The organism is Variovorax sp. 10N432 (assembly GCF_056394465.1).
This window is the reverse complement of the sequence record NZ_JBFTHX010000003.1, coordinates 1-12,192: the sequence shown is the minus strand read 5'-3', so window position 1 is coordinate 12,192 and position 12,192 is coordinate 1. Positions and strand designations below refer to the sequence as shown.

The following is a 12,192-nucleotide window of genomic DNA, read 5'->3' as shown; positions in this document are numbered from 1 at the left end:
TGTCAGCGCCTACACATCGTTGGCTCAGGGACCGACTCGGCGTTCGAGCGCACCTGCCCTACCGTCGCTGCACCCGACTTCAGCGAGACAACCCATGCTTGGCATCGTCATCCCGGCACACAACGAAGCCCTGCTCATCGGCTCGACCCTCGATGCGGTCATGGCCGCGGCGAGACACCCCGACCTGCGTGACGAGCCGGTCGAGGTGGTGGTGGTGCTCGACAGCTGCAGCGACGCCACCGGCGTGATCGCGGCACGCGCAGGCGCGCGCACCGTCAGCCTGCGCGTGCAGAACGTCGGCGTCGCCCGCGCAGTGGGCGCGGAAGCCATGCTCGCCGCCGGCGCCCGCTGGCTCGCCTTCACCGACGCCGACACGGTCGTCTCGCCAAGCTGGCTGGTGGACCAGCTCGCGCAGGAGGCCGACGCGGTCTGCGGTTCGATCGGCGTCGACGATTGGTCAGCGCATGGGGACCATGCAGGCGCGATCGAAGCCCATTTCCAGAAGACCTATTCGGACGTCGACGGCCACTCCCACATCCATGGCGCCAACCTGGGCGTCTCGGCGGCCGCCTATCGGCGCGCGGGTGGCTTCCGCCACCTGGCCTGCAGCGAGGACGTCGCCCTGGTGCGTGCGCTCGAGGCCACCGGGGCCCGGATCGCCTGGAGCGCGAAGCCGCGCGTGGTGACCAGTTCGCGCCGCGACGGGCGCGCGCGCGGCGGCTTTGCGGATGCGCTGCTGGCCGCGGTCGCTGCCGGCGTGGCCGCTGTGGCGCCACCCGGCGCCGCCGCCGTGGGCTGACGACGGACCCGCCCGCCATGCTCTCCGGCGCGACCCATGATGCGCTCCAGCGCCTTTGCCGCCAGCATGGGGGCGCACTCGCGCTCGACCATCTGGTGGCTGCCGGCATCGATCGCCTGCCGCCGCCCGGCTCCGGCGGCACCATCGAACGCTGGCGAATCCTGTCGGAAGTGGCCGCGCACGACCTCTCGCTCGCCAAGCTGTTCGAAGGGCACACGGACGCGCTTGCGATCCGCCATGAACTCGGCCTGGCGGACGCCGAGACCGGTTCTCGCTGGGGCACATGGTGCGCCGAACCCCCCGATGCGCGCGTGACGATGGAAGCCCTCGTCGACGAGGGTGCGAGCGCAGCCCCGGTCCGCCTCCACGGCACCAAGGCATGGTGCTCGGGCGCACAGGGCGTGACGCATGCCGTACTGAGCTGCTGGGACGATGCAGGAGAGCCCTGCCTCGCCGAGCTGAAGCTCGACCAGGCGGCCGTCACGGTCACCGACCAGGGCTGGCACGCGGTGGGCATGGCGGCAAGCGGCAGCGTGGATGTGCGATTCGATGGCGCGGTGGCACACCGGATCGGCCGCCCCGGCGACTACGTCCGGCGGCCCGGTTTCTGGCAGGGCGGCGCCGGCATCGCGGCCTGCTGGTTCGGCGGCGCTCTGGGCATCGCACGCATGGCGCGCCGATTCTGCGGCATGGCACCCGACGCCCATCGGCTCGCCCACCTGGGCGCCATCGACACCGCGCTCGCAGCCGGAGCGGCCGTGTTGCGCGAAAGCGCGGCGTGGATCGATGCCCATCCCCGCGACGACGCGCACCAGATCGCGCTGCGCGCCCGCCTGGTGGTCGAGGAGGCCGCCCATGCGCTCATCGCGCACGCCTGCCGCGCGACCGGCGCGGGGCCGCTCTGCCGGGATGCGCGCTTTGCACGGGCGGTGGCCGACCTCCCTGTCTATATGCGCCAGAGCCATGCGGAACGCGACCTGGCGAGCCTGGGCAAGACTGTTCTCGATACGGAGACCACACCATGGAAGTTGTAGAGAAGGAAGGCGATCGCGTGATCCACGGCGACGGCACGACAGAAGACGAGTGGCATGCCTGGAGCGGCCTGCGCCAGATGCGCACGAGCTTCGTGGAGACTCTGGTTCCCGCCGGCGGGCGCGCCGTGGTCGTTGCGCCGCATCCGGACGACGAGGTGCTGGCGGTCGGCGGACTGCTGGCGCAGCTGGCCCGGCTCGGAAGCGCGATCCGCGTCATCGCGGTCACCGACGGCACCGCCAGCCATCGCGGCTCACGCGACTGGCCTGTCGAGCGGCTGGTCCGCGAGCGCCCGGGCGAGAGCCGCGAGGCCCTGCACCGGCTGGGCGTCGACATCGAGCCGATCCGGCTGGGCCTGCCCGATGGGGGCTTGCGCGGCCTCGAGACACTGCTGGCGGATCGCCTCCTGACCCTCTTCGACCGCCAGGACGTGGTGTTCACGACCTGGCGCGGCGACGGGCATCCCGACCATGAAGCCACGGGCCACGCCTGCGCCTTTGCCGCGGCGCGGACCGGGGCGAAACTGGTCGAGGTGCCGGTGTGGGCCTGGCACTGGGCCGCACCGGGCGACAAGCGCCTGCCGTGGCTGCGCGCGCGGCGGCTGGACCTCGATGCGCAGGCGTGCCGGCGCAAGCAGAGCGCGGTGCGGGCGTTCGCGAGCCAGATCGAAGCCGACGCGTCGACGGGTCGGCCGCCCATCCTGCGACCCACGACGCTCGCGCGCGCCGCGCGGCCTTTCGAGGTGTTCTTCACGTGAACTCCCCGGCTGGCCAGCCTGACGGCACGAGCGCCTATTTCGATGGGCTCTACGGGGCGAGCGACGATCCCTATGCGCTGCGCACCCGCTGGTATGAAGAGCGAAAGCGGGCGCTGATCCTGGCCACGCTGCCGCGGCGCCGCTACCGGCGTGCCTTCGAACCTGGCTGCGGCATCGGCGAGTTCACGGTGGCGCTATCGGCTCGCTGCGACACGGTGTTCGCGAGCGACCGCTCGGCGCGGGCGGTCGAGATTGCGCGGCAGCGCACCGCAGGCCTTCGCAACGTCCGCATCGAACGACAGGACCTGCCGGCGGAATGGCCGAACGATGTCGCTGCGTTCGACCTGATCCTGCTGTGCGAGCTCGGCTATTTCCTGCAGCCGGACGCGATGCGGGAGCTCGCCCGCCACTGCGATGACTCGCTCGCCGGCGACGGCACCCTGGTCGCCTGCGATTGGCGCCCCGACTTCGCCGAGCGCCGGCTGGCGACCGACGCGGTGCAAGCGCAACTGTCGGCGCTGGGCCTCACGCGGCTGGCGCGCCACGAGGAAGAAGATTTTCTGCTTCAGGTGTGGTCGCGGGATGGTCGTTCGGTGGCACAACAGGAGCGGATCCGCTGACGCCGAGGCCGGCCGGCTGCTCGCCATGGCGACGCGGCAGGAAGTTCATCGGCACCCGCCCGGCGCTTCCAGCCCGGACCACGCGATGAATGAAGTCCAGCTTCTCGATGACGGGGGGAACCACGATGAACGGATAGCTGTCGTGGGCGCCGAGGCTGCGATCCATCGCGTTGATGAACTGCGAGACCGGCAGCCACTGCTCGGCCACCAAAGACAAGATCGACTCGGCGTCGAGATCGAGCTTGCGCACCGTCAGTGAAGGCGCGGACGGCAAGGCGTGATCGAGCCGGGCGCCCCAGGCCGCGGCGGTCTCCAGGCCGTCCACCATGTGCAAGTAGTGCGCCCAGGTCTCCGCCCAGTCTTCCCAGGGGTGCGAGCTCGCGTACGCACTGATGAAACGCTGCGGCCAGTCGGCCACCGGCGATGCATAGTGCTTCTTCAGGGAAGCTTCGTAGTCGGCGCGCTCGTCGCCGAACAAGGCCCGGTACTCGTCGATCCAGGGCGTGCCGCGCACCAGCCGATCCCAGTAGTAGTGGCCGATCTCGTGGCGGAAGTGGCCCAGCAAGGTCCGATAGGGCTCGTGCATCGACATGCGGATCTGCTCCCGACGCGCATCGTCGGCCTCCGCGATGTTGAGCGTGATGACGCCCTCGTCATGGCCGGTGAGCACGCGATCCTTCGGATCCACCTGCTCGAGGAACTCGAATGAAAGTCCGTTCGCAGGGTCTTCCAGCTTGTTGGGCGTCGGCAGAACGAGCTCGACCAAGGTGTAGAACAGGCGCCGCTTGGCCTGTTCGAGCGCGGCCCAATAGCCACGATTCTGGGGTGTCGCCAGCGCCGGGATGGTATGGGTCGTTCGACACGACAGGCAATGATCGTGGGCGCTGTCAGCCAAGAGCATCCAGTTGCAGACGCCCTGCTTCCGATTCGCGCAAGGGCGGTATCCGGGACCCGGTGGACCCAGCCGGCGCCAGGCGTCTTCGGCCGAGGTCTCGAAGGCGATCATCAGTTGTTCGTCCGGCGCATAGCCGAGCGTCGAGCCGCATGTCTCGCAGCTCAGGTTCTCGAAGAAAACCCGGTTGCTGCAATGCGAGCAGGTCAGTTGCTTCATGGTGTCTTTCCTGGATGCGCGGGATTCATCGCCCTGTTGTTGCGATGCAGCATAAGGGCTGCCCGATGATCGTGGAGAAGATGGCCGGCTGCAACGACGTGGGACAAGACGCCGCGCAGCGCAGCGCGAACTCGCAGCGACAGGGGCATTGCAGCGGCGTTCTCCTACATCGCCGGCGGGGGAACGGGCGCATCGTCGGGCAAGGAGCTGCTTCCGGAAGATGAGCGGCCCATTCAGTGAGGCTCGCATGAACACCAGCACTCTTCAACCCTACCAGGCATTCGCATATCGAGGAAGGTCGTTCCTTTGTGGAGCGCAGCCGCGGGACAACGGGACCTTCCTGCCCGTCGTCTTTTGTGTCGGTCCGGCGCCGGGTCGGCAGACCGAACTGCCGCGGGACACGGATGCCTATGCGACCGAGAGCGAGGCGCTTCGCCACGCAGAGCAGCAGGCGATGCGCTGGGTCGAGGATCACGAGGACGTCCGGGGCCTGGAATGAGGCCGGCCAGTCAAGCGCCGAGGTCGGTCGCGCAGAACTCGAAGAACTCGTCCAGTTCGATGGATTTGTCGAAGACGCGATCGGCCCCTGCGTCGAGGCACCTTTGCCGGGCATCCTGTCGCGCATAGTTCGTGAGCACGACCACCCGCTGGTGCGGCTCGCGCCCATTGCACCAGTTCACGACCGCAAGACCGTTTCCCTGCCGCAGGAACAGGTCGACAACCGCCAGATCCCACTGGCCCTTGTGCCCGGCGAGCCAGCCGATCGCCTCGTCCTCGGTCTCCGCGGTGGCCATCACTTTCGCTGACGAGAGATCCTCGAGAGCAGGAATCAGATGCTGCCGGATGGTGCTGTTGTCTTCGACCAGGAAGATGCTGCGGGCGGCGGTCATGGAGCGATCATTGATTGGTTCTCGTTTTGCCTGAGGCTAGGAACCTCGTGCCGCCACGCGAGTGAGCACTTCCCCCGGGCGAAGGTAGGATGGACTCGCCATGCTCTCTCTCTCCGCTTGCCGCCGGGGCCGGCGGATTCACGCGAGGGCCGTCAGTGCCAGCCCCGCCAGGCCTGATCCCACCACCACCGGAATGACGCCAAGCTTGAATCGAAACAGGGCCACGGCGGCGGCGACGCCGATGAGGGCCGAGGCCCAATCGAAGCGGCCTGTGAACCCCTGCGGCCAGAGCACGTGGTAGGCGAAGAAGACCGCGAGGTTGGCGATGACACCCACCACCGCTGCCGTGATGCCGGTGAGCGGCGCCGTGAACTTGAGATTTCCGTGCGTGGACTCGATGAAGGGAGCGCCGAGCAGGATGAAGAAGAACGAAGGCAGGAAGGTGAAGAAGGTCACCACGGTGGCTGCCACCGCGCCCGAAAGAAACAGCGCATCGGCACCGAAGATGGCCTTCGTCCAGCCACCCACGAAGCCGACGAAGGACACCACCATGATGAGGGGGCCCGGCGTGGTTTCGCCGAGCGCCAGGCCGTCGATCATCTGCGATGCCGTCAGCCACTGGTAGTGCCCGACCGCGCCCTGGAACACATAGGGCAGCACGGCATACGCACCGCCGAAAGTCATGAGGGCCGCCTTGGTGAAGAACCAGGCCATCTGCGTCAGGACGGCATCCCATCCATAGAGCGCCATCGACGTGCCGATGGCAGCGAGCCAGAGCGCAAGGCAGACCGCCAGCACGCGGCCGAAGCGCCGCCAGCTGAACACCGCGTGCTCGGGCGTCGGCGTATGGTCGTCGATCAGCGCGGGACCCGCAGACTGTGTCGCCTTGGCATGGCCAGCCCCGCCGGCGAAGCTGGCAGGCGCGAAGCGTCCGCCCAGGTAGCCGATGACACCCGCGGCCAGCACGATGAGCGGAAACGGCAGCTGCAGCGCGAAGATCGCCAGGAAGGCGGCCACCGCAATGGCCCACAGCCATGCGTTCTTCAGGGTCCGGGCGCCGACCCGGCAGGCTGCGTGGACCACCAGCGCTGTCACCGCGGGCTTGATGCCATGGAACACCCCCGCAATGGCCGGCACGTTGCCGTACGCCATGTAGACCCACGACAGGCCGATGAGGATCAGCAACGACGGCAGCACGAAGAGCACGCCCGCGACGATGCCGCCCCATGTGCGATGCATCAGCCAGCCGATGTAGGTGGCGAGTTGCTGCGCCTCGGGTCCGGGCAGGAGCATGCAGTAGTTCAGCGCATGCAGGAAGCGGCCCTCGGAAATCCAGCGCCGGCGCTCGACCAGGTCCTCGTGCATGATGGCGATCTGCCCGGCCGGCCCACCGAAGCTGATGAAGCCGAGCTTGAGCCAGTAGACCAGGGCTTCGCCGAACGTCAGCCGCCGTTGCGCAAGCGGCGATGGCGTCTCCCCGGGAGCGCCCGGGTTCAATGTCGAAGCCTGTCGTTCATGCGGCAACTATCGCATGACGTGATTTTCGCTACAAGAACCCGGTGTTCGGACAACGCTTGCAGGGCTCGGTGCCTGGGCAGCGGCGGGCGAAGCGCGTACGTAGGCGAATAGACTTCCAATCCACGATCCGAATGAATCCAATGAACCGACCCGAAGACGCACCTCATGCGTTTCAAGCCGCCTGGAACAGCCACGACATGGCTTCGCTAGGAACACTGTTCCATGAGGATGCGACATTCGTGAACCGGTTCGGGCACTACGTGCACGGCGTCGCGCAGATCGTCGACCTGCATGCGCCCATCCACGCGACCATCTACAGCGATTCCACGCTGGAGAACGAATTGATCGGCGTGGTCGCGATCAGCGACGACGCGGCCGTCGTCCATTTCTGGAGTCGCCTCACAGCCGGTGCGGCGCATCCGGCGGGGCCACATGCCGTCGACACGCTGATCCTTGCCGTGCTCACGCGGCAGGCCGGCGAGTGGCGGATCAAGGCGCTCGAGAATGTCACGCTGACGAATCCCCGTACCGGAGAAGCGGTGTTGAGAGATGCGAGCCCGGTTCGGAATTTGCAATCAGTCTTCGTTTTCGGAACCCTGAAGGAAGGCTTTCCCAACTTCGCGACCAACAGGGGCTCGCGAGTGGCGGGAGACTTCATGACGGTCGGGCGCTACCCGCTGTACCTGGTGGGCGAACGCTTTTCGCCCTGGCTCGTCGATGCCCTGGGTGAGGGCGAACGAGTTGTCGGTCAAGTGTTCGATGTCGACGAGGCTGCATTGGCCAGGATGGACGAACTTGAGCGAACCACGGAGGCGGACGGGTATCGACGCGTGATGCTCGAGGTGGAGTCGCTGAGCGATGGCCGAAGAATTCGCACGCATGCGTACATCAAGCCCCGCGAGCAATTCGCCCTGGCGGATGCCCGGCTTGGCCCGTTGCACGAATACACGCTCGAACACGCGGCGCTGTACCGAAGCCGCGAAGCGAAGCGGTCTGTTTGAGGCAGGCAGGCAGGCACGAGGAAACAACACATCCAGGGCACCCTTACCCTCGACGCAGCGGCGGATCTTCGCGAGCCGCCGCCAACGACTGCAGATGTACGGCCAGCGCCCTCGCCGCCGGTGACAGGCGCCTCTCGTCGTAGAAGCAGATGGCGAAGCTGCGTTGGGCCCACGGATCGGTCAGCGGCAGCACCTTCAGCCCGTAGATGGAGGCCATCGGCTCGGCGACCTCGCGCGGAACGACCGCGATGCCGAGGTTGGCCCGGACACAGCGCAACGACGCATCGAAGGTCGAGACGACCGCCCGGTAGCTGATCGGCTTGCCGATGATCGCGGCAGCGCGCGCCAGCATCGTGTGCACGGCAGTCGACGCGGGAAGGCCCACATGGTCGTAGTCGAGTGTCTCCTCGAAGGCGCAGCGCTTCTTCCTCGCGATCGGGTGCGAAGGGCTGGCGATGATCGAGAGATGGTCGTTGCGATAGGGCCGGGTCTGCAGTCCCTCGAGGTCCGCGGCGTCCCAGCAGACCGCCAGAGGCGCCAGGCCTTCCCGCAAGCCGCTGACCACGTCACGGCTGAGCGCCTCCTCGATGTCGATCCGGATCTCCCGGTGTTCGGGGACCTGCAGGAACGAAGCGATGTCGTCGGGCAGGTACTCGGCAATGGAGGAGACCGTGGCCAGAACCCGCACCTGGCCCTTGATCCCCCTTCCGAAGGCAGCCATGTCGCGCGCCACGCGGTCCGCACCGGCCAACATGCCGCGCGCATGCTCCAGCAGGATCTCGCCGGCGCCGGTGATCGCGACCCCGCGACGATTCCGCTCCACCAGCACATTGCCCAGCGTGCTCTCCAGCTGGGCAATGCGCTTGCTGATGGCGGACGCGACGATGTGATGCTGCTCGGCCGCGCGCGCGATGTTCCGGGTCTCGCAAACCGCGACGAAAAGACGAAGACTTGTGAGATCGAGGTCGTGCATGGTGCGAGCGGGTTGTGAGCTTCCGAAATGGAACGCTGCTCGTTCCAATTTACCGCTTTTCGATCGAAGAAGGAATGCCTACAGTCTCCCCCAACGACGTCGCGACCGTGCGTCGAGAGTCCGGAGACGAACACATGACACTTCCACCCGCCCGCCTGCCGCGCAGCGCCGTGATCCGCGAGGTCGGCCTGCGCGATGGCCTGCAGAGCATCGCCACCATCCTTCCGACCGCGCAAAAGATCGAATGGATCCGCGCCGCCTACCAGGCCGGCCAGCGCGAGATCGAAGTCGGCTCCTTCGTGCCGGCACGACTGCTGCCGCAGTTGGCGGACACGGCCGAGCTGGTCGCCTTTGCCAAGACGCTGCCGGACCTGTTCACTTCCGTCCTCGTGCCCAACCTGCGCGGCGCCGAAAACGCGATCGCGGCGAGGGCCGACCTGATGATCGTCCCGCTCTCCGCCAGCCATGCGCACAGCCTGGCCAACCTGCGCAAGACCCCGGACGACGTGGTGGCTGAAGTCGCGAAGATCCGAGCGGCGCGCGATGCTTCGGGCGCGAGGATCCTGATCGAGGGCGGGGTGGGCACGGCCTTCGGCTGCACGCTGCAGGGCCACGTCGACAAGAGCGAGGTGCTGCGCCTGATGCAGGCCTTGCTCGACGCCGGCGCCGATCGCGTGAGCATCGCCGATACCGTCGGCTACGCCGATCCCGGCATGGTCCGGGACCTGTTCGAGGACGCCGTCAAGATCGCCGGCGACCGCTTCTGGTGCGGGCACTTTCACGACACCCGCGGCCTGGGTCTCGCGAACGTCTATGCCGCACTCGAAGCCGGTGTGAATCGATTCGATGCCTGCCTGGCCGGCATCGGCGGCTGCCCGCACGCACCGGGCGCGAGCGGCAACGTCTCGACCGAAGACCTCGCCTACATGCTGGGCAGCATGCGCATCGAGACAGGCATCGACATCGACCGACTGCTGGCGTTGCGCACCCGCGTCGCCGAATGGCTCGCCGGCGAGACGCTCCATGGCTCGCTCTGGCAGGCCGGCCTGCCGAAGACCTTCGGCCTCCCGGCCCAAGCCCTTTCCGCCTGAAACCGCGAACCCATCCCATGAACACCGCTGCCCATCCCCTCCCCCTCGCCGGCGTCCGCGTCCTCGAGTTCACCCACATGGTCATGGGCCCGACCTGCGGGATGATCCTCGCCGACCTCGGCGCCGAGGTCATCAAGGTCGAGCCTCCGGGCGGCGACAAGACCCGGAAGCTGCCGGGCCTGGGCATCGGCTTCTTCCGCTCGTTCAACCGCAACAAGAAGAGCGTGGTGATCGACATCGGCACCGAAGAAGGCCGCGCCACGGCCGCTGAACTCGCAGGCCAGTGCGACGTGGTGCTGGAGAACTTCCGGCCCGGCCTGATGGAGAGCTTCGGCCTCGACCACGCGACGCTGTCGCAGAAGTACCCGCGCCTGATCTACGTCACGCACAAGGGCTTCCTGCCCGGCCCGTACGAAAACCGCCTGGCACTCGACGAGGTGGTGCAGATGATGGGTGGACTCTCGTACATGACCGGCCCGGTCGGTCGGCCGCTGCGCGCCGGCACCTCGGTCAACGACATCATGGGCGGCATGTTCGGCGCCATCGGCGTGCTGGCCGCACTGCGCGAGCGCGACATGACCGGCAAGGGCCAGGAGGTACAGAGCGCACTGTTCGAGAACTGCGTGTTCCTTTCGTCGCAGCACATGCAGCAGTACGCAATGACCGGCGAGCCGCCGCCGCCGATGCCCTCGCGCGTCTCGGCCTGGAGCGTCTACGACGTCTTCACGCTGGCCGACGGCGAGCAGCTCTTCATCGGCGCGGTCAGCGACAAGCAATTCCTGACGCTGTGCCGCGTGATCGAGGCACCCGAGCTGGCGGCCGACCCGGCGCTGGCAAACAACGCGCTGCGCGTGGCGGTACGCCCTGCCCTGCTCGCGAAACTCGGCGAGAACCTCAAGCACCACCGCGTGGAAGAGCTCTCGGCCAAGCTCGAAGCGGCCGGCATCCCCTATGCGCCCATCGTGAGGCCCGACCAATTGGCCAACGACCCCCACCTGAAGGCGAGCGGCGGCCTGGTGCCGATGGAATGCGAAGACGGCGAGACCACCGACGTGGTGCTGCTGCCGCTGCTGATGGGCGGCCGCCGCCCGGGTGTGCGGCACCCGCTGCCGGGCATCGGCCAGCACACGGAAGAAATCCTCGCCGGCCTGCCCAGCCACGCGACGGCCTGATCAGAATCAAACCAAGACCCACGGAGACAAGCCATGACCTTCAAGATCCAACGCCGCCAGTTGACCGCAGTGGTCGCCGCCGCCCTCGCACTGGGCGCGACCGCGAGTTTCGCCCAAGCCTCCGACAAGCCCCTGCGCATGGTGCTGCCCGTCGGCGCCGGTTCCGGCGTCGACACCATCATGCGGGCCGCCACGCCGTCACTCACCAAGGCGCTCGGCGGCCAGGCGGTGGTGATCGAGAACCTGCCCGGCGCCGGCGGCATCACGGGCACCGGCGTCGTGGTGCGCGCAGCGGCCGACGGCCAGACCCTCGGCGTCGTCTCGAACAACCACGTCGTGAACCCCAGCGTCTTCAAGAAGATGCCTTTCGACGCCATCAACGACATCACGCCGATCTCCGTGGTCGGCGCGACCCCCTTCGTGCTGGTGGTCAATCCGAAGCTCCCGGCGAAGAACGCCCGCGAACTGCAAGCCTTGTTGAAGGCCAAGCCGGACGGCTACAACTACGCGTCGTCGGGCAATGGCACCATCATCCACCTCGCCGGCGCGATGTTCGTCGACGCCGCCGGCGTCGAGGTGCGCCACATCCCCTACAAGGGCGTCGGCCCGATGGTGGCCGACCTCATCGGCGGCCAGGTCGAGATGGGCGTGGTGGCCGTGCCAGCAGTTCAAGGCCAGCTCAAGAGCGGTGCCTTGCGCGCCATCGGCGTCATGGGCAAGACCCGTGTGCCTTCACTGCCGGACGTCCCCACCATCGCCGAACAGGGCTTCCCCGATGTCGACGTCTCGGGCTGGTTCGCCGTCATCGGCCCGGCCAAGATGCCGCCGGCGGAAGTCAAGCGCCTGCATGCCGCCATCGTCGCCGCGTTCAACATGCCGGAGACCAGGGACGCCATGGCGAAGCAGGAAAACATCATCAATCCGATGACACCCGAAGCGTCGGCGCAGTTCTTCAAGACCGAGCAGGAGCGCTATGCCAAGCTGGTCAAGAAGGCCAACATCGTGGCGGAGTGACACCATGGCCGATCTGTTCGACAACCCGATGGGCCTGATGGGCTTCGAATTCGTCGAGTTCGCCTCGCCGACGCCCGACACGCTGGAGCCCTTCTTCGAGAAGCTCGGCTTCACGCTGGTGGCCAGGCACCGCTCGAAGGACGTGGTGCTCTATCGCCAGGGCGACATCAACTTCATCGTCAACCGCGAACCCAACAGCCCGGCGGCCTACTTC

The 12,192-nt window shown here is 67.5% G+C and carries 14 protein-coding genes; 10 read left to right on the top strand and 4 right to left on the bottom strand.

The features are described from left to right. Window positions 1-94: 94 nt before the first annotated feature. The 4 genes from AC1DF3_RS04365 to AC1DF3_RS04350 are packed head-to-tail and all read left to right on the top strand — an operon-like array spanning window position 95 to window position 3,208. Window positions 95-799, top strand: coding sequence for a glycosyltransferase family 2 protein (locus tag AC1DF3_RS04365; RefSeq protein ID WP_286530632.1), 705 nt, complete (start codon window positions 95-97; stop codon window positions 797-799). A gap of 17 nt (window positions 800-816) precedes the next feature. Next, complete coding sequence (locus tag AC1DF3_RS04360) at window positions 817-1,833, top strand: acyl-CoA dehydrogenase family protein (RefSeq protein ID WP_301808143.1); 1,017 nt, start codon at window positions 817-819, stop codon at window positions 1,831-1,833. Next, window positions 1,821-2,588, top strand: coding sequence for a PIG-L deacetylase family protein (locus AC1DF3_RS04355; protein WP_301808146.1), 768 nt, complete (start codon window positions 1,821-1,823; stop codon window positions 2,586-2,588). The genes AC1DF3_RS04360 and AC1DF3_RS04355 overlap by 13 nt, the downstream gene beginning before the upstream one ends. Then, the gene (locus AC1DF3_RS04350) at window positions 2,585-3,208 is read left to right on the top strand and encodes a class I SAM-dependent methyltransferase (protein ID WP_478138928.1); all 624 of its coding nucleotides are present in this window, start codon (window positions 2,585-2,587) and stop codon (window positions 3,206-3,208) included. Before AC1DF3_RS04355 ends, AC1DF3_RS04350 begins: the two co-directional genes overlap by 4 nt. Here AC1DF3_RS04350 and AC1DF3_RS04345 read toward each other — a convergent pair. Beyond that, window positions 3,114-4,319 carry a zinc-binding metallopeptidase family protein gene (locus AC1DF3_RS04345; protein WP_286530636.1) on the bottom strand — a complete coding sequence of 402 codons (1,206 nt, stop codon included), beginning with the start codon at window positions 4,317-4,319 and terminating at the stop codon, window positions 3,114-3,116. The genes AC1DF3_RS04350 and AC1DF3_RS04345 overlap by 95 nt on opposite strands. Before the next feature lie 247 nt (window positions 4,320-4,566). Here AC1DF3_RS04345 and AC1DF3_RS04340 point away from each other — a divergent pair, with 247 nt between their 5' ends. Further along, entirely contained in the window at window positions 4,567-4,818 is a 252-nt protein-coding gene (locus AC1DF3_RS04340; protein ID WP_286530637.1) for a hypothetical protein, read from the top strand. Window positions 4,819-4,828: 10 nt separating this feature from the next. Here AC1DF3_RS04340 and AC1DF3_RS04335 read toward each other — a convergent pair whose 3' ends face one another. Next, complete coding sequence (locus AC1DF3_RS04335; RefSeq protein ID WP_286530639.1) at window positions 4,829-5,209, bottom strand: response regulator; 381 nt, start codon at window positions 5,207-5,209, stop codon at window positions 4,829-4,831. A gap of 138 nt (window positions 5,210-5,347) precedes the next feature. Beyond that, the gene (chrA, locus tag AC1DF3_RS04330; RefSeq protein ID WP_478138927.1) at window positions 5,348-6,706 is read right to left on the bottom strand and encodes a chromate efflux transporter; all 1,359 of its coding nucleotides are present in this window, start codon (window positions 6,704-6,706) and stop codon (window positions 5,348-5,350) included. Between the two features lie 161 nt (window positions 6,707-6,867). On the opposite strand from chrA, the gene AC1DF3_RS04325 reads away from it, so the two are divergent. Further along, the gene (locus tag AC1DF3_RS04325; RefSeq protein ID WP_478138926.1) at window positions 6,868-7,728 is read left to right on the top strand and encodes an SgcJ/EcaC family oxidoreductase; all 861 of its coding nucleotides are present in this window, start codon (window positions 6,868-6,870) and stop codon (window positions 7,726-7,728) included. A gap of 43 nt (window positions 7,729-7,771) precedes the next feature. On the opposite strand, the gene AC1DF3_RS04320 is transcribed toward AC1DF3_RS04325, so the two are convergent. Further along, window positions 7,772-8,701 (bottom strand): LysR family transcriptional regulator, encoded by a 930-nt coding sequence (locus tag AC1DF3_RS04320; protein ID WP_286530641.1) that lies wholly within the window; start codon window positions 8,699-8,701, stop codon window positions 7,772-7,774. Window positions 8,702-8,835: 134 nt separating this feature from the next. Between AC1DF3_RS04320 and AC1DF3_RS04315 the strand changes: the two genes are divergently transcribed. From AC1DF3_RS04315 to AC1DF3_RS04300, 4 genes are all read left to right on the top strand, one after another. Next, window positions 8,836-9,792 (top strand): hydroxymethylglutaryl-CoA lyase, encoded by a 957-nt coding sequence (locus AC1DF3_RS04315; RefSeq protein ID WP_286530642.1) that lies wholly within the window; start codon window positions 8,836-8,838, stop codon window positions 9,790-9,792. 17 nt (window positions 9,793-9,809) lie between these two features. Continuing rightward, window positions 9,810-10,964 (top strand): CaiB/BaiF CoA transferase family protein, encoded by a 1,155-nt coding sequence (locus AC1DF3_RS04310; protein ID WP_478138925.1) that lies wholly within the window; start codon window positions 9,810-9,812, stop codon window positions 10,962-10,964. 33 nt (window positions 10,965-10,997) lie between these two features. Beyond that, on the top strand, window positions 10,998-11,978 hold the full coding sequence (locus tag AC1DF3_RS04305; RefSeq protein WP_478138924.1) for a tripartite tricarboxylate transporter substrate binding protein: 981 nt from the start codon (window positions 10,998-11,000) through the stop codon (window positions 11,976-11,978). A gap of 4 nt (window positions 11,979-11,982) precedes the next feature. Next, window positions 11,983-12,192, top strand: a 210-nt coding sequence (locus AC1DF3_RS04300; protein ID WP_478138923.1) for a VOC family protein, incomplete at its 3' end; no start/stop codon positions are given.